The organism is Agromyces sp. GQ35, assembly GCF_059758475.1.
The window spans coordinates 526,343-542,338 of record NZ_JCAXEO010000002.1 but is presented as its reverse complement, the minus strand read 5'-3'; the positions used below and the strand labels follow the sequence as shown (position 1 = coordinate 542,338).

The following is a 15,996-nucleotide window of genomic DNA, read 5'->3' as shown; positions in this document are numbered from 1 at the left end:
GATGGGGTGAAGGTTCTTGCAGCGATGAGCGGCGGCGTCGACAGCGCCGTGGCGGCCGCGCGCGCCGTCGAGGCCGGCCACGAGGTCGTCGGCGTGCACCTCGCGCTCAGCCGCATGCCGGGCACCCTGCGCACCGGCAGCCGCGGCTGCTGCACGATCGAAGACTCGATGGACGCCCAGCGCGCCGCGAACGTGCTCGGCATTCCCTACTACGTGTGGGACTTCTCCGAGCGATTCAAGGCCGACGTCGTCGACGACTTCATCGCCGAGTACTCCGCGGGCCGCACCCCGAATCCGTGCATGCGCTGCAACGAGCGCATCAAGTTCGCCGCCCTGCTCGAGAAGGCGCTCGCGCTCGGATTCGACGCGGTGGCCACGGGGCACTACGCGAAGATCGTGACGGATGCCGCGGGCAACCGTGAGCTGCACCGTGCGAGCGCCGAGGCGAAAGACCAGAGCTACGTGCTCGGCGTGCTGACGGCCGAGCAGCTGGCCCACGCGTACTTCCCGCTCGGCGACACGCCGTCGAAGACGCTCGTGCGCGCCGAGGCGGCCGAGCGCGGGCTCTCGGTCGCCCAGAAGCCCGACTCCTACGACATCTGCTTCATTCCCGACGGCGACACGAAGGGCTGGCTCGCCGAGCGCGTCGGCACCGAGACCGGCGACATCGTCGACCGCACCGGCGCTGTCGTGGGGTCGCACGAGGGCGCGCATGCGTTCACGGTCGGCCAGCGGCGCGGCATGCGCCTCGGCACGCCCGCAGCAGACGGCAAGCCGCGCTTCGTGCTCGAGGTGCGCCCGAAAGAGAACACCGTCGTGGTCGGACCGAAGGCGGCACTCGCCATCGGCCTCATCGCCGGTTCGCGCTTCTCCTGGGCCGGGCTTCCGCCGGCCGATCCGTCGATCCCGTTCGAGTGCGAGGTGCAGATCCGCGCGCACGCCGACCCCGTTCCGGCCGTCGCCGAGCTCGTCGACGGCGAGATCGTGGTCACGCCGGGGCATCCGCTCGATGGCGTCGCGCCCGGCCAGACCGCCGTGATCTACGTCGGTACCCGGGTGCTCGGCCAGTTCACGATCGACCGCACCGTGAGCGCGGTGCCGGTCGACGCCTGAGGGCAGTCGCCACATACCACGAGGCGTGCGGGCTCTGTCAAGGCCGCGCGAAGCGTGCGCGTTCTCCAATAGGTTCAGGACTCGCGTCGTTCCGGCGCGCACCCGAACAGAACTGGAGCACCCCCGTGAGTACCACGCGAGAACCGGCAGAGCGAGACCGAGTACCGGCTGAAGATCCCGCCCGGCAGGATGCAGCGCCCCAGGTGAACGGCGTCACCGGTCGGCGCGCGGAGGGCGTGCCGGTCGCGGCGGAGGATTCGGCGGTCGGGGAGCGTCCTGTGGTGGCAGAGGGCTCGGCCGTGCAGGAGCGTCCAGTGGCGGACGAGCGCTCGGACGTGGCGGAGCGCCCGGTCACGGGAGAGCACCCAGTGGCCGTCGAGCCTCCGGTTGCGGCGGAGCGTCTGGCGGATCGAAGCGTGGTCGTCGACCGGGAACGGGCGCAGTTCGGCGGCGTGAAGGTCGGATCGGCCTTCTTCGGCTGGCTCACGGCGACCGGCACCACCGTCATCCTCACCGCACTGCTGGCCGCGAGCGGTGCGGCGCTCGGACTCGGAGTTCCGGTGAGCGCCGGCAAGGCCGCCGACGAAGCGGTGCTGCCCGCCGACACCGTCGGCTGGATCGGCGCCATCGCGCTGCTCGTCATCCTGTTCGTGGCGTACTACTGCGGCGGCTACGTCGCCGGCCGCATGGCACGGTTCAACGGTGTCGTGCAAGGTCTCGCGGTATGGGTCTGGGCCCTCGTCATGGCGATCGCCGTGGCGCTGCTGAGCGTGGCCATCGGCAGCCAGTACGACATCCTGGGTGAGGTCAACTCGTTCCCGCGTATTCCCGTGAGCGACGGCGAGCTCACCATGGGCGGCATCGTCACTGCCGTCGTCGTCGCGGTCGCAAGCCTCGGCGGTGCCATCCTCGGTGGAAAGATCGGCACCCGGTACCACCGGAAGGTCGACCGGGTCGGGTTCGGCGGCTGACCGGTGCCGATGTGCTGTGTCGGTGTGGTCGGTGATCGCGAGACCGGCCCGTGAACGACGACATCGACCAGCACATCGGCGTGAAACGACGCGGCCGAGCGAACCCCGGAGCGATGTCGCCGCGCGCCCATAGGATGGCGCTGTGAGCGACATCCCCATCGAGTTCGAAGCCGCCCGTGTCGAAGCCGAGGCGCTCGCCGAGCGCATCGAGCGGAACCGGCTCGCGTACTACGGCGACGGTGATTCCCCAGCTTCCGATGCCGAGTACGACGCCGACTTCCACCGGCTCGAGGCGCTCGAGCGCGCCTTCCCCGAGCTCGCGGGCCAAGACAGCCCGACCCAGCAGGTCGGTGCGGCGATCGTCTCCGCGGGGTTTCCCGAACACGAACATGCCGAGCGCATGCTCAGCCTCGACAACGTCTTCTCGATCGACGAATTCCGTGATTGGGCGACCAAGACCGCCGCGGCGGCGGGGCGACCGGTCCGTTGGCTCTCGGAGTTGAAGATCGACGGCCTGGCGATCAGCCTGGCCTATCGCGACGGGGCTCTCGAGACGGCGACGACCCGTGGCGACGGCCGTGTGGGAGAAGACATCACCGAGAACGTCGATTGGATTCCGGCGATCCCGCGGCGACTCGAGGGCGAGGGGTACCCGGCGTTCTTCGAGGTGCGCGGCGAGGTCTTCCTGTCGACGAGCGACTTCGAAGCACTCAACGATCGCCAGCGAGAGCTGCAGGCGGCGTACGCGGCCGAGCTGCTCGCCAAAGGTCGCGCGCTCGACGAGATCCCCACGAAGTACGCCGACTTCGCGAACGCCCGCAACACCGCAGCCGGAAGCCTGCGGCAGCGCCGTGAGAAGAAGAACGCAGTCGAGCTCTCACTCATGAGGGAGCGGCTCGGCAGGCTCGCGTTGTACCTGCACGGCATCGGCGCGTGGCAGCATCCGGATGCGCGTGACCAGTCCGAGATCTATTCGCTCCTCGCCGGGTGGGGCCTGCCGGTCTCACCCCACTCCCGGGTGTTCGACTCGGTCGATGAGGTCGCCGACTACATCGTCGAACGCGGCGAGCACCGTCACGACGTCGAGCATGAGATCGACGGCATCGTCGTCAAGGTCGATGAGCTCGCACTCCATGACGAGCTCGGCGCGACCAGTCGCGCGCCGCGCTGGGCGATCGCGTACAAGTACCCGCCAGAAGAGGTGCACACGAAGCTCCTCGACATCGTCGTGGGAGTCGGTCGCACCGGCCGCGCCACACCCTACGCCGTCATGGAACCCGTGAAAGTGGCCGGCAGCACCGTGCGCCAGGCGACGCTGCACAACCAGCAGGTCGTGAAGTCGAAGGGCGTGCTCATCGGCGACACCGTGGTGCTGCGGAAGGCGGGAGAAGTCATCCCCGAGATCCTCGGCGCGGTCGAGCAGTTGCGCGACGGCAGCGAGCGAGAGTGGCAGATGCCCGAACTCTGTCCTGAGTGCGGCACGCCGCTGCGTGCCATGAAAGACGGCGACATCGATCTGCGCTGCCCCAATGCGAGATCCTGCCCCGCCCAGGTGCGCGGGCGAGTCGAGCACATCGGCTCACGGGGCGGCCTCGACATCGAGGCACTCGGCGAGGTGACCGCGGCCGCGCTGACCCAGCCGTCCTTCCCCGCGGAACCGCCGCTGCCCACAGAGGCTCGGCTCTTCGACCTCACGATCGAGGAGCTCGTGCCGATCGAGGTCGTGGTGCGCGACGCCGAGACGGGCGAACCGAAGCTCGACGATGCGACCGGGGCACCGGTGAAGCGAACGCCGTTCCAGAAGCTCGGTCCGGCGAGCTATCCACCGGGTACCGAGACCATGACACCGGCCGAACGCCGTGCAGCAGCCGTGAAGAAGAACTTCCGCGAGGTCGGGCCCTCCGAGGCGGCGACGAAGCTGCTGGCCGAACTCGGCAAGGCGAAGACGAAGCCGCTTTCGCGCTTGCTCGTCTCGCTCAACATCCGCCACGTCGGGCCGGTTGCGGCCCGAGCGCTCGCCGACCACTTCGGCTCGCTGGACGCGATCCGCGGCGCATCCAGAGAAGAACTCGCCGAAGTCGACGGCGTCGGCGGCATCATCGCCGACTCGCTCATCGAGTGGTTCGACGTCGATTGGCACCTCGAGATCGTCGAGCGGTGGACCGCCGCCGGAGTCCAGTGGGCGACCCCGGGGCATCCTGGCCCGGGCGCCGCCGCAGAAGCAGGGGGAGTGCTCACCGGGCTGACGATCGTTGCGACAGGCTCGCTCGAGGGGTTCACGCGCGACGGCGCGCAAGAGGCGATCATCGCGGCCGGTGGCAAAGCGGCGTCGAGCGTGTCGAAGAAGACCGATTTCGTCGCTGCCGGGCCCGGCGCCGGCTCGAAACTCGGCAAGGCCGAAGAGCTCGGCATCCGGGTGCTCGACGCCGCGCAGTTCGCCGTGCTCGTGCGTGAAGGGCCCGCCGCGCTCGACGCGTGAGCAGTGCAGGGCGCGGGCGACGATCAGACCAGCGATGCGGGGGAGCGATGGCAGACGACGAGATCGAGCAGGCGAAATCCGCTGACGGCGGTGTAGCAGTCCCGGCGAGCGGGTCAGGCACGGCCCGCGGCATCGGTCGATCCAGCCGCCGCGACTTCCTGCGGCTCGGCGGTGCCGCGGCAGCCGGCGCAGTCGTCGGCGGAGGAGCCGGAGCAGCGATCGGCGCCACGATCGGGCATTCCATGGGTTTCGCAGAAGGCGCAGACGACTTCGCCGCGTTCAGCCCTCGAGAGAAGGCCGGGTTCGACCACCTCGTGGTCGTCATGGGTGAGAACCGCTCGTTCGACAACCTGCTCGGCTGGCTGTACTCGCCCGACGACCTGCCCGACGGTCAGCAGTTCGACGGACTCGCGTTCGGCGACTATCGCAACACGGCACCAGACGGAACCCCGATCGCCGCGCACGTCTACGAAGGCTCCACCGACGAGATCATGGGGCGACCGAATCCCGATCCGGGCGAAGAGTACCCGCACGTGAACACCCAGCTCTTCAACACGATCGACCCGCCCGCGAACGCCGAGCTCTTCGTCGAGAGCATGCAGGCGCCGTACAACGCACCGCCGTCCGACGCGGTGCCGAGCATGGGGGGATTCGTCACCGACTACTTCGTGAACTTCGAGCGGTTGAAGAAGGGCACTCCGCCGACCGCTCCCGAGCTCGCCCAGATCATGGGCTCCTTCTCGCCCGAGATGCTGCCGGTGCTCTCGACGCTCGCGAAGAACTTCGCCGTGTTCGATGCCTGGCACGCCGGCGTGCCGTCGCAGACGTTCTGCAATCGCTCGTTCTTCCACGCCTCGACCTCGCACGGTTTCGTCACCAACAAGCACGGCGGCGGGTACACGAAGTGGCTCGATGCGCCTGCAGCGCCGACGATCTTCAACCGCCTCGAAGAGGCCGGCGTCTCCTGGCGCATCTACTTCGACGAGTTGCAGCTCGTCTCCTTCACCGGCGTGCTGCACGCGCCGGTGCTCGAGCAGTACTGGCGCACCGACCATTTCGCCACGATGCAGCAGTTCCACGACGACGTGGAGCACGGCAATCTGCCCGCCTACGCCTTCATCGAGCCGCGCATGACGTACAACCACAACGATTTCCACCCGCCGTTCGGCAAGCTCCGCGAGAGCGACGTCGACGGCGTCGAGGTGATCGACAGCGCGATCTCCGATGTCAGGGCCGGCGAGGCCCTGATCCACGAGATCTACTCGGCCGTCAAGCACAGCGCATCGTCGACGGGGTCGAACGCGCTGAATACGATGCTCCTCATCACCTTCGACGAGCACGGAGGGTGCCACGACCACGTGCCGCCGCCATCGGCGACACCGCCGCACGACGGCGAAGACGCCGGAGAGATGGGCTTCCGCTTCGATCGACTCGGCTGTCGCGTGCCCGCCATCGCCGTCTCCGCGTACACGCGCGGCGGCACCGTGATCAACGACGAGATGCACCACGGCGCCGTCATCGCGACGCTCTCGAAGCTGTACGGGCTCAAGCCGCTCACACGGCGAGATGCCGAGGCCAACGACATGTTCTCCGCCGTGAACCTCGACGCCCCGAGGCATCCGCTGACCTGGCCGTCGACGAGCCCGCAGTACATCCCGCCGAACCCGCAGGCCTCGGCCCCGCATCCGGCCCACGCGCACAAAGACAAGCCGCTGAGCCCACCGGCACGCGGCTTGCTCGGGCTCCTGCTCGCGAAGTTCGGTCGGCCCGACGACGAAGAACCCGAGACGTACGCCGACGCCTACGAGCTGCTGCATCGGTACGGCATCGGGCTCTTCGGCGCGCCCCGATAGAATCGGAGCATCCCCATCCCGAGACGACGGAGCAGCATGTCCGAAATCACTGCGGAGCAGGTCGCGCATCTCGCGAGCCTCGCCCGTATCGCGCTCACCGATGAAGAGATCGAGCACCTCACGAAGGAGCTCGGCCAGATCATGCACGCGGTCGAGCAGGTGAGCGCCGTTGCCACACCCGACGTTCCGCCGACGAGCCACCCGATCCCGTTGCAGAACGTGTACCGCGACGATGTCGTGGGCGGAACGGTGCTCTCGGTCGACGAGGCACTCTCCGGCGCACCCGAGTCCGACGGTTCGCGCTTCAAGGTCTCGGCGATCCTGGGAGAAGAACAGTGAGCGACGAACTGATCCGGCTGTCCGCGTCGGCCCTCGGCGCGAGGCTCGCCGCAGGCGAGGTCTCTTCGGTCGAAGCGACCCGTGCCCACCTCGACCGCATCGCGGCCGTCGACGGCGCCGTGCACGCGTTCCTCCATGTCGAGGGCGAACGCGCGATCGAGACTGCAGCCGAGATCGACCGGCAGCGCGCAGCAGGGGCGCCACTCGGCCCGCTCGCGGGCGTGCCGATCGCGATCAAAGACGTGCTCGTGACGAAGGGCATGCCGTCGACATCCGGCTCCCGCATCCTCGAGGGCTGGATTCCGCCGTACGACGCGACCCCTGTCACGAAGGTGCGCGAGGCGGGCATGATCCCGCTCGGCAAGACCAACATGGACGAGTTCGCCATGGGTTCGTCGACCGAGCACTCGGCGTACGGTCCGACCCACAACCCATGGGACCTCGAGCGCATCCCCGGCGGCTCGGGCGGTGGCTCCGCGGCATCCGTGGCGGCATTCGAAGCCCCACTCGCGCTCGGCTCCGACACCGGTGGCTCGATCCGCCAGCCGGCACATGTCACCGGAACCGTCGGCGTGAAGCCCACCTACGGCGCGGTCAGCCGATACGGCTCGATCGCCCTCGCATCGTCGCTCGACCAGATCGGGCCGGTCACGCGAAACGTGCTCGACGCCGCGCTGCTGCACGACGTCATCGCCGGCCATGACCCGCTCGACTCGACCTCGATTCCCGAAGCATGGCCGTCGATGGCCGAGGCCGTTCGGCGTGCGGATGTCTCCGGCTTGCGCATCGGCGTCATCAAGGAGCTCGACGGCGAAGGCTTCCAGGCCGGTGTGCGTCAGCGGTTCCACGAGGCGCTCGAGCTGCTCGAGCGCAACGGCGCCGAGATCGTCGAGGTCTCCGCACCTCACTTCGAATACGCCATCGCGGCGTACTACCTGATCCTTCCGGCGGAAGCGTCGTCGAACCTCGCGAAGTTCGACTCGGTGCGATTCGGCTTGCGCGCGTCGCTCGAAGGCGGCGGCACCGTCGAGCAGGTCATGTCGGCGACCCGTGAGGCAGGTTTCGGTCCTGAGGTGAAGCGCCGCATCATCCTCGGCACCTATGCCCTGTCTGCCGGCTACTACGACGCTTACTACGGAAGCGCGCAGAAGGTGCGCACGCTCGTGCAACGCGATTTCGACGCGGCCTTCGCCGGCGTCGATGTGCTCGCCTCGCCGACCGCACCGACGACCGCGTTCAAGTTCGGTGAGAAGCTCGCCGACCCCGTGTCGATGTATCTGAACGACATCGCCACGATTCCCGCGAACCTCGCCGGGGTGCCGGGCATCTCGGTTCCCGCCGGCCTCGCCCCCGAAGACGGGCTGCCCGTCGGCATCCAATTCCTCGCGCCCGCACGAGAAGACGCGCGACTGTACAACGTGGGCGGCGCCCTCGAACGGTTGCTCGAAGCCCAATGGGGCGGCCCGCTTCTCGCGCAGGCTCCCGACCTCTCCGTACACGAGCTCACCGCGACCGAGGAAGGCGCACTCTGATGGCCCGCGCTGAACTGATGGACTTCGACCAGGCGCTCGAACTCTTCGAGCCGGTCATCGGCCTCGAGGTGCATGTCGAGCTCAACACCACGACGAAGATGTTCTCGTCGGCGCCGAACCCTGCGAATTCGCAGTTCCACGACGCTGCGCCGAACACCCTCACGACGCCGGTGTGCCTCGGTCTGCCCGGCTCGCTGCCGGTCGTCAACGGCGAGGCCGTGAAGTACTCGATCAGCCTCGGTCTCGCCCTCGGATGCTCGATCGCGCCGTCGAGCCGTTTCGCGCGCAAGAACTACTTCTACCCCGACCTCGCGAAGAACTACCAGATCTCGCAGTACGACGAGCCGATCGCGTTCGACGGCGAGGTCGAGGTCGAACTCGAGAACGGCCGCACGTTCACGGTGCCGATCGAGCGCGCCCACATGGAGGAAGACGCCGGCAAGCTCACGCACGTCGGAGGCTCGACCGGGCGCATCCAGGGGGCGGAGTACTCGCTCGTCGACTACAACCGCGCCGGCGTCCCGCTGGTCGAGATCGTCACCCGGCCGATCTTCGGAGGTGAAGCCGACACGCCCGCGCTCGCACGGGCGTACGTGTCGACGATCCGCGACATCGTGCTCTCGCTCGGCATCTCCGAGGCGCGCATGGAACGCGGCAACCTCCGGTGCGACGCCAATGTCTCGTTGCGCCCACGCGGTCAAGAGCAGCTCGGCACCCGCACGGAGACGAAGAACGTGAACTCGATGCGCTCGGTCGAACGTGCTGTGCGGTACGAGATCCAGCGTCAGGCGGCCATTCTCGCCGGCGGCGGCACGATCACCCAAGAGACCCGGCATTGGCACGAAGACACCGGTGCGACGAGCGCGGGCCGGCCGAAGTCCGACGCCGACGACTACCGCTACTTCCCAGAGCCCGATCTCGTGCCGGTCGTTCCCTCGAAGGAGCTCGTCGAAGGGCTGCGGGCCGCGCTGCCCGAGCCGCCCGCGGTGCGCCGTCGACGGTTGAAAGCCGAGTGGAGCTTCACCGACCTCGAGTTCCAGGATGTCGCGAACTCGGGCCTGCTCATCGAGCTGGAGGCGACGGTGAAGGCCGGCGCGACGCCGGCCGCCGCCCGCAAGTGGTGGACGGGCGAGATCGCTCGGCTCGCGAATGCGGCAGATCGCGACGCGTCGGGCCTCGTCTCGCCCGAGCACGTCGCTGAGCTCTCGCAGCTCGTCGACGCCGGCACGCTCACCGATCGGCTGGCCCGCCAGGTGCTCGAAGGGGTCATCGCCGGCGAGGGATCGCCGCAGCAGGTCATCGATGCCCGCGGACTCGCGGTCGTCTCCGACGATGGTGCGCTGATCGCGGCGATCGATGAGGCGCTCGCCTCCCAGCCCGACGTGCTCGCCAAGATCCGTGATGGCAAGGTGCAGGCTGCTGGTGCGGTGATAGGCGCGGTCATGAAGGCGATGCAGGGCAAGGCGGATGCTGCGCGCGTGCGCGAGCTCGTGCTCGAGCGCGCCGGGCAGGGCGCGTAGACGCCGTCTCACTGCCGGGCAGCATCCCGCTCGACTTCACAGCCCGCTCAAGGTCGGCGATCGTAGAGTGATCGTCCCCCTGAACGATTGACGAGGACACCATGGGATTCCTTGACCGTCTCTTCGGAACCGTGCCCGATGAGCCAGCGACTCGCCCGGCTCCTCCCTCGGCCCGAAGGCTGAGTGACGATGAGCTCGCGATCGAACGCTACCGATACCTGATGCGCACGGCGCCGCCCGAGTCGATCGAGGCGGTGCATGCCGAGGCGTTCGCGAAGCTCACCCCAGAGCAGCGGGATGCGGTGTTCGCTTCGCTGACCGAAGAGGCGCCCGCCGGGGAGCGGCTCGTCTCCGCTGAACCGGGCGCCCTCGCCCGGGCGGCGACCCGGGCGGAGCTTCGTGCTCCTGGCAGCGTGGAGCGCGCTTTCAACCGGGCCGATGCCCCTGGTGGCCGCGGCCAGCAGGGTGGGCCGTCGTTCGGCGGCATGTTCGCGGGATCCTTGCTCGGCTCCGTCGCGGGTGTGGTCGTCGGCTCGGCGATCGCACAGGCGTTCCTGCCTGATCCGTCATCGGCTGAGGCCGGTGCCGAGAGCAGCGGCGACTCCGGTGGCGACGCAGGTGCGGATTCGTCGGCCTCAGACGCATCCGGTGCCGATTCTGGCGGTGATTTCGGCGGCTTCGGCGACTTCGGTGGCGGCGACTTCGGCGGTGGCGGCGACTTCGGGTTCTGAGTTCCCGCTCGAGTTTCCGACCGACCCTCCGCTGACGGTGGTACCGGTTAGGGTCACACTATGAGCAAGCAGGACGGCTCGTCGCGACAGGTCACGACCGGTCCCGTCGATGACTCGGCGACCCCCATCCTGCACGTCGACATGGACGCGTTCTTCGTGTCGGTCGAGTTGTTGAAGCGACCGGAGCTCCGCGGCAAGCCCGTGCTGGTCGGCGGCACCGCGGGGCGTGGCGTCGTGTCGGCGGCGAGCTACGAGGCTCGCAGGTTCGGTGTGAACTCCGCCATGCCGATGTCGCTGGCGCTGCAACGGTGCCCCAGTGCGGTGGTGCTTCGCGGCGACTATGTGAGCTATGCCGAGTACTCGCGCCGAGTGATGACGATCTTCGAAGAGGTGACGCCGCTCGTCGAGAAGCTCTCGATCGACGAGGCGTTCCTCGACGTATCAGGCGCGCGCCGGCTGCATGGCAGCCCCGCCGAGATCGCGTGGACCCTGCGCCAGCGGGTTCAGCGCGAGACGGGACTCACCTGCTCGGTCGGTGTGGCGGCGACGAAGTTCGTGGCAAAGGTCGCGTCGAGCCGGGCGAAACCAGACGGCATGCTCGTCGTTCCAGCCGATCGCACGCTCGAGTTCCTGCATCCGCTGCCGGTTTCGGCGCTGTGGGGCGTCGGTCGTGTGACCGAAGACGCATTGACGCGCATCGGGCTCCGTACGGTCGGCGACGTCGCTGCGATGCCTGCAGATGCACTCGCACGTGCACTCGGGCCGGCGCTTGCAGCCAAGCTCGGTCACTTGGCCATGGGCGTCGACGCTCGCGACGTCGTCACGGGTCGCGAAGAGAAGAGCATCGGCCACGAGGTCACCTTCGGCTACGACCTCACCGACATCGAGCAATTGCGGCGCGAGCTCCTCCGGCTCTCCGACGACGTCGCCGTGCGGCTGCGCAAGGCAAGTCTCCTCGGGCGCACGGTCGTGCTGAAGCTCCGTTACGGGGACTTTCGCACGGTGACGAGGTCGCGCACGCTGGGGGAGCCCACGGATGTCGCACGCCGCATCTACGACGAGGCATCTGCGGCCCTCGGCGAGCTCGCCGGTGACGGCGCTCGAATCCGTCTCGTCGGGGTTCGCGCCGAGCAACTTCGGCCGTCGGGCAGCGGCGCCATGCTGTGGGATCCCGACGAGGAGTGGCGCGAGGCGGAGCGCACGATCGACGAGGTGACCGCGCGCTTCGGCCGAGGAGCGGTGCGACCCGCGTCGCTGGTACGCCCCGCCACGGGTCGCGTGGAATCGTCACGGCGCAGAGACGCAGCCGACGATTGACGGGGCGTTCAGCCCGATCGACGAAAGCGCAAGGGGTGGCCCGCCGACGCGTCCGCCGGTAGCGTTGCCAGCATGGCTGAACTCGTGTTGGAACTTGCTGAGACCGTCGCCGGCGTCGGCGTGAAGACCTCGTACGGCGATGCCGTCGAAATCGACGGCACCACGCTCGTACCGGTAGCACTCGCATACTACGGTTTCGGGGCCGGGAGCGGGTCCGACGAGCAGGGCGACCAAGCGGGTGGCGGGGGCGGCGGCGGACTTTCCATTCCGCTCGGCGCATACGTCGGCCGTGGCAGCGGCGACGTCCGCTTCGAACCGAACCTCATCGGGCTGCTGCTCGTCGCCACACCACTCGTGTGGGTCACCGGCAAGGCCCTGCGAATGGTGATCAGAGCCCTCAAGCGCTGACCACGCATTCTCTCGGCGTCCACTGACCCCCTTCCCTGCTGTCGTCGGCGTATACTCGTCAGCGAAACACGGGAGTCCGGTGAGCCGGGCTGAGAGGAAGGTTCTCAACCTTCGACCGTCGAACCTGATCTGGGTCATGCCAGCGCAGGGAGGCCAATCACATCTCATTTCCCGTGCCTCTTTCCACGAATCGAAAGGGCACGACAGTGCACACTGCATCCTCTGAAGTCAGCGTCGGTCCCGTCGCATCGAAGCCGCGCGTTCTGCGTTGGCGGGTCGTCGACATCGTCGTCGCCAGCGTCATCGGCGTCGCCACCGGGCTGCTCTTCCTCTTCTGGAACAACGTCGGCTACGCCTGGTTCAGCGCTGCCGACGCGCTCACCCCCGGGCTCGGCGGCATCGCCGTCGGCATCTGGCTCATCGGCGGTGTGCTCGGCGGACTCATCATCCGCAAGCCCGGCGCCGCGCTCTTCGTCGAATTGCTCGCCGCGATCGTGTCGGCACTGATCGGCAACCAATGGGGCATCGAGACGATCTACTCCGGACTCGCCCAGGGCCTCGGCGCGGAGCTGGTCTTCGCCGTGCTCGCGTATCGCAGGTTCGGGGTGCTTCCCGCGATGCTCGCGGGGGCCGCTGCGGGTGCTGCGGCGTGGACGCTCGAGCTCTTCCTGTCCGGCAACCTGCAGAAGTCGCCTGAATTCCTCGGGCTCTACTTCACCACCGTCGTGATCTCCGGAGCCGTGCTCGCCGGACTGCTCGGTTGGCTCATCGTGCGCGGCCTCGCGGCGACAGGAGCGCTGAGTCGCTTCGCCGCCGGCCAAGATGTGGCACAGCGGGTCTGACGTGGACCACGGCTCCGAAGCACCCCGACCCGCGCGTGTGGAGGCGCGCGGGTGGGGGTGGCGGCACGCCGGCCGCAGGCGTTCGGCTCTCGACGGCATCGACCTGCGCATCGCACCCGGGGAGCGGGTACTGCTGCTCGGCCCCTCGGGTTCCGGCAAGTCGACGCTGCTGCACGCACTCGCCGGCGTGCACGGCGGCGCAGAAGAGGGCGAGGAGAGCGGGTCACTGCTGATCGACGGCGAGTGGCCCGGCTCCGTACGCGGGCGCGCGAGCCTCGTGCTGCAGGATCCCGATTCGCAGGTGATCCTGGCTCGAGTCGGCGACGACGTCGCCTTCGGCTGCGAGAACCTGGGCGTGCCGCGCGACGAGATCTGGCCCCGGGTGCGCGCGGCGCTCGAGCAGGTCGGTCTCGATCTCCCTCTCGACCACCCCACGAATTCGCTCTCCGGCGGGCAGAAGCAGCGTCTCGCGCTGGCTGGCGCGCTCGCGATGCGACCGGGGCTGCTCCTGCTCGACGAGCCGACCGCGAACCTCGACCCGCAGGGCGTCGCCGAGGTGAGGCTCGCTGTCGCGCGCACGCTCGATCGCACGGGGGCGACGTTCGTCGTGGTCGAGCATCGCGTCGACGTCTGGATCGACCTCGTCACGCGCGTCATCGTGCTCGGTCGCGATGGTCGGCTCATCGCCGATGGCGACCCGGGGCACGTCATCGAGACGCAACGGGAAGCGCTGCTCGGCGCCGGCGTCTGGGTGCCGGGTGCGCCGCCGACGGTGACGGGCGCCCGGTCCGTCGACGCGGCATCCGTCGTCGATCTCGAGTCGGTCGATCTCGCCATCGGTCGCCGCAGCGATGCGATCGTTCGTGAGGGCCTCGAGATCTCCCTTCCGCACGCGGCATCAACCGTACTGACCGGACCGAACGGCGCCGGCAAGTCGACGCTCGCGTTGACGATGGGCGGGCTGCTGCCGCCGATCAGCGGCCGTGTGCGAGCTGCACCCGAACTTGCGGCCGGGCTCAGAGCGGATCCGATCCGGTGGCGCTCGCGCGAACTGCTGACCCGCATCGGTACCGTGTTCCAGGAACCCGAGCATCAGTTCGTGGCGTCCACGGTGCTTCGCGAGCTCGAGGTCGCGCCGCGTGCGCTCGGCCTCGATACGGCGACGACGGCGCGACGCACGAGCGAGATGCTCGATCGCCTCGGCCTCGACCGGCTCGCCGAGGCGAATCCGTTCACGCTGTCCGGAGGCGAGCAACGGCGACTCACGGTGGCATGTGCGCTCGTCGCACAGCCGCGAGTGATCATCCTCGACGAACCCACGTTCGGCCAGGACCGGTTGACCTGGATGGAGCTCGTGACGCTCCTGCGGGGGCTCGTCGACGACGGCGTCACCCTGCTCTCGGTGAGCCACGACCCGGCCTACCTCGTCGCTCTCGGCGATCAGCATCTCGACCTCAGTCGCGACGCGCTGCGCGTGAAGGCGACCGCATGATCGCGGCACCTCGACTCCGACTCGTCGACCGCGTCAACCCGGTCAGCCGGCTTGCGGCGGCGATGCTGCTCACCACTCCGCTCCTGCTGACGGTCGACTGGGTGAGCGCTGCCGTGGCGCTCGCCGTGCAGCTCCTGCTGTTCGCACTGGCGGGTGTGACGCCGCGGGTGCTCGTGGCTCGTACGTGGCCGATCCTCATCGCGGCGCCCGTCGCGGGGCTCAGCATGTTGCTCTACGGCCGGCCCGAGGGCACTGAGTACTGGTCGTTCTGGCTGGCACGCATCACCGAGGGGTCCATCGAACTCGCCGTCGCCGTGACGGTGCGGGTGCTCGCGATCGGTCTGCCCGCCGTGCTGCTCTTCATGAATGTCGACCCCACTGAGCTCGCCGACGGTCTCGCGCAGATCGCTCACCTCCCGAGCCGGTTCGTGCTGGGCGCGCTTGCCGGGGCCCGCCTGGTCGGACTCTTCATCGAGGACTGGCGGGCGATGGCGTTGTCACGGCGGGCACGTGGCATCGGCGATCACGGGGCCATCCGCCGCTTCGCGACGATGGCGTTCGCGCTTCTCGTGCTCGCCATCCGTCGGGGAAGCAAGCTCGCGACCGCGATGGAGGCGCGTGGTTTCGGTTCCGACCAGCCGCGAACGTGGGCACGCGAATCGCGCGTCGGCTGGACGGATGCCGCGCTGCTCTGCCTGGCTGTCGGCATCGCCGCCCTCGCGATCTGCGCCGCGATCTGGGCCGGCACCTTCCACCCGGTGTGGTCGTGACGGCTCCTCGCGACGACGGTGCATCGGCAGCCGCGGTGCACCGGGTGCTCGCTCTGGCGCGAGAGCACGCGCGCTCCGGGCGGGCATTGATCATCGCGATCGATGGGCCGAGCGGTTCGGGCAAGAGCACCCTGGCAGATGCCATGGTGCGAGCATGGCCGGGTTGGGCGCCCGAGCTGGTTCGGCTCGATGACGTCTACCCGGGGTGGGGCGGGCTCGAACGGGCGGGCATCGAGGTGTCGCACGAGCTCATCGCGCGGCGCAGGCGCGGTGCAGCCGGGCAGTGGCGACGCTGGGACTGGGCGGCGGAGCAGGTCGGCGCGATCGAACGCAGTCGACCGGGGAGGCCGTTGATCGTCGAGGGCTGCGGTGCGTTCGCCGCCGTCGCCTCGGCTGACGCGGTGCGCGTCTGGGTCGAGGCGTCGGCCCAGACGCGCAAGCGCCGGGCGCTCGCTCGAGACGCCGGCGCGTTCGACCCGTACTGGAACATGTGGGAGCGGCAGTGGCGCCGGTACCTCGCTCGCGCCAGGCCCGCGCGGAGCGCCGACGTGCGGGTGCGTGTCGTCGGCACGTGATCGCGACCCGCGCAACCCCCGTCACGCGGCCTCCCTCGGGGGCTACGGTAGTGA

The 15,996-nt window shown here is 69.0% G+C and carries 14 protein-coding genes and 1 riboswitch; all 14 genes read left to right on the top strand.

All coding sequences use genetic code 11. The annotated features are described in order from the left end of the window. The first annotated feature begins 6 nt into the window (after positions 1-6). The 14 genes from mnmA to AC6CH0_RS14485 all read left to right on the top strand — a co-directional run bounded on the left by mnmA (position 7) and on the right by AC6CH0_RS14485 (position 15,942). A complete protein-coding gene (gene mnmA, locus AC6CH0_RS14550) occupies positions 7-1,113 on the top strand; it encodes a tRNA 2-thiouridine(34) synthase MnmA (protein WP_498102066.1) in 1,107 nt (368 codons plus the stop codon). A gap of 125 nt (positions 1,114-1,238) precedes the next feature. Next, a complete protein-coding gene (locus tag AC6CH0_RS14545) occupies positions 1,239-2,084 on the top strand; it encodes a hypothetical protein (RefSeq protein ID WP_498102064.1) in 846 nt (281 codons plus the stop codon). A 142-nt stretch (positions 2,085-2,226) separates the two neighbouring features. Then, positions 2,227-4,563, top strand: a complete 2,337-nt coding sequence (ligA, locus tag AC6CH0_RS14540; RefSeq protein ID WP_498102062.1) for an NAD-dependent DNA ligase LigA — start codon at positions 2,227-2,229, stop codon at positions 4,561-4,563. A 47-nt stretch (positions 4,564-4,610) separates the two neighbouring features. Beyond that, a complete protein-coding gene (locus tag AC6CH0_RS14535) occupies positions 4,611-6,416 on the top strand; it encodes an alkaline phosphatase family protein (protein WP_498102060.1) in 1,806 nt (601 codons plus the stop codon). Positions 6,417-6,452: 36 nt separating this feature from the next. Then, positions 6,453-6,755 carry an Asp-tRNA(Asn)/Glu-tRNA(Gln) amidotransferase subunit GatC gene (gatC, locus tag AC6CH0_RS14530; RefSeq protein ID WP_498102058.1) on the top strand — a complete coding sequence of 101 codons (303 nt, stop codon included), beginning with the start codon at positions 6,453-6,455 and terminating at the stop codon, positions 6,753-6,755. Further along, positions 6,752-8,287, top strand: a complete 1,536-nt coding sequence (gene gatA / locus AC6CH0_RS14525) for an Asp-tRNA(Asn)/Glu-tRNA(Gln) amidotransferase subunit GatA (RefSeq protein WP_498102056.1) — start codon at positions 6,752-6,754, stop codon at positions 8,285-8,287. The genes gatC and gatA overlap by 4 nt, the downstream gene beginning before the upstream one ends. After that, a complete protein-coding gene (gatB, locus tag AC6CH0_RS14520) occupies positions 8,287-9,807 on the top strand; it encodes an Asp-tRNA(Asn)/Glu-tRNA(Gln) amidotransferase subunit GatB (RefSeq protein WP_498102054.1) in 1,521 nt (506 codons plus the stop codon). Before gatA ends, gatB begins: the two co-directional genes overlap by 1 nt. Positions 9,808-9,908: 101 nt before the next feature. Then, positions 9,909-10,538 carry a hypothetical protein gene (locus AC6CH0_RS14515; protein ID WP_498102052.1) on the top strand — a complete coding sequence of 210 codons (630 nt, stop codon included), beginning with the start codon at positions 9,909-9,911 and terminating at the stop codon, positions 10,536-10,538. A 60-nt stretch (positions 10,539-10,598) separates the two neighbouring features. After that, positions 10,599-11,855 carry a DNA polymerase IV gene (locus tag AC6CH0_RS14510; protein ID WP_498102050.1) on the top strand — a complete coding sequence of 419 codons (1,257 nt, stop codon included), beginning with the start codon at positions 10,599-10,601 and terminating at the stop codon, positions 11,853-11,855. A 72-nt stretch (positions 11,856-11,927) separates the two neighbouring features. Then, entirely contained in the window at positions 11,928-12,263 is a 336-nt protein-coding gene (locus AC6CH0_RS14505; RefSeq protein WP_498102048.1) for a spore germination protein GerW family protein, read from the top strand. Between the two features lie 67 nt (positions 12,264-12,330). After that, positions 12,331-12,431, top strand: a riboswitch (TPP riboswitch). Between the two features lie 38 nt (positions 12,432-12,469). Further along, positions 12,470-13,105 (top strand): ECF transporter S component, encoded by a 636-nt coding sequence (locus AC6CH0_RS14500; RefSeq protein ID WP_498102046.1) that lies wholly within the window; start codon positions 12,470-12,472, stop codon positions 13,103-13,105. A 1-nt stretch (position 13,106) separates the two neighbouring features. Beyond that, positions 13,107-14,597 (top strand): ABC transporter ATP-binding protein, encoded by a 1,491-nt coding sequence (locus tag AC6CH0_RS14495; RefSeq protein ID WP_498102044.1) that lies wholly within the window; start codon positions 13,107-13,109, stop codon positions 14,595-14,597. Beyond that, positions 14,594-15,367 carry an energy-coupling factor transporter transmembrane component T family protein gene (locus tag AC6CH0_RS14490; RefSeq protein WP_498102042.1) on the top strand — a complete coding sequence of 258 codons (774 nt, stop codon included), beginning with the start codon at positions 14,594-14,596 and terminating at the stop codon, positions 15,365-15,367. The genes AC6CH0_RS14495 and AC6CH0_RS14490 overlap by 4 nt, the downstream gene beginning before the upstream one ends. Continuing rightward, positions 15,364-15,942: a nucleoside/nucleotide kinase family protein gene (locus tag AC6CH0_RS14485; protein WP_498102040.1), complete on the top strand. Its 579-nt coding sequence runs from the start codon at positions 15,364-15,366 to the stop codon at positions 15,940-15,942. Before AC6CH0_RS14490 ends, AC6CH0_RS14485 begins: the two co-directional genes overlap by 4 nt. Positions 15,943-15,996 lie beyond the last annotated feature (54 nt).

What these genes read in the sequence shown, in the direction of transcription:
- AC6CH0_RS14535 (WP_498102060.1), top strand. Translation starts at nt 4,611, where the DNA reads ATGGCAGACGACGAGATCGAGCAGGCGAAATCCGCTGACGGCGGTGTA.
- gatC (WP_498102058.1), top strand. Translation starts at nt 6,453, where the DNA reads ATGTCCGAAATCACTGCGGAGCAGGTCGCGCATCTCGCGAGCCTCGCC.
- gatB (WP_498102054.1), top strand. Translation starts at nt 8,287, where the DNA reads ATGGCCCGCGCTGAACTGATGGACTTCGACCAGGCGCTCGAACTCTTC.
- AC6CH0_RS14515 (WP_498102052.1), top strand. Translation starts at nt 9,909, where the DNA reads ATGGGATTCCTTGACCGTCTCTTCGGAACCGTGCCCGATGAGCCAGCG.
- AC6CH0_RS14510 (WP_498102050.1), top strand. Translation starts at nt 10,599, where the DNA reads ATGAGCAAGCAGGACGGCTCGTCGCGACAGGTCACGACCGGTCCCGTC.
- AC6CH0_RS14505 (WP_498102048.1), top strand. Translation starts at nt 11,928, where the DNA reads ATGGCTGAACTCGTGTTGGAACTTGCTGAGACCGTCGCCGGCGTCGGC.
- AC6CH0_RS14490 (WP_498102042.1), top strand. Translation starts at nt 14,594, where the DNA reads ATGATCGCGGCACCTCGACTCCGACTCGTCGACCGCGTCAACCCGGTC.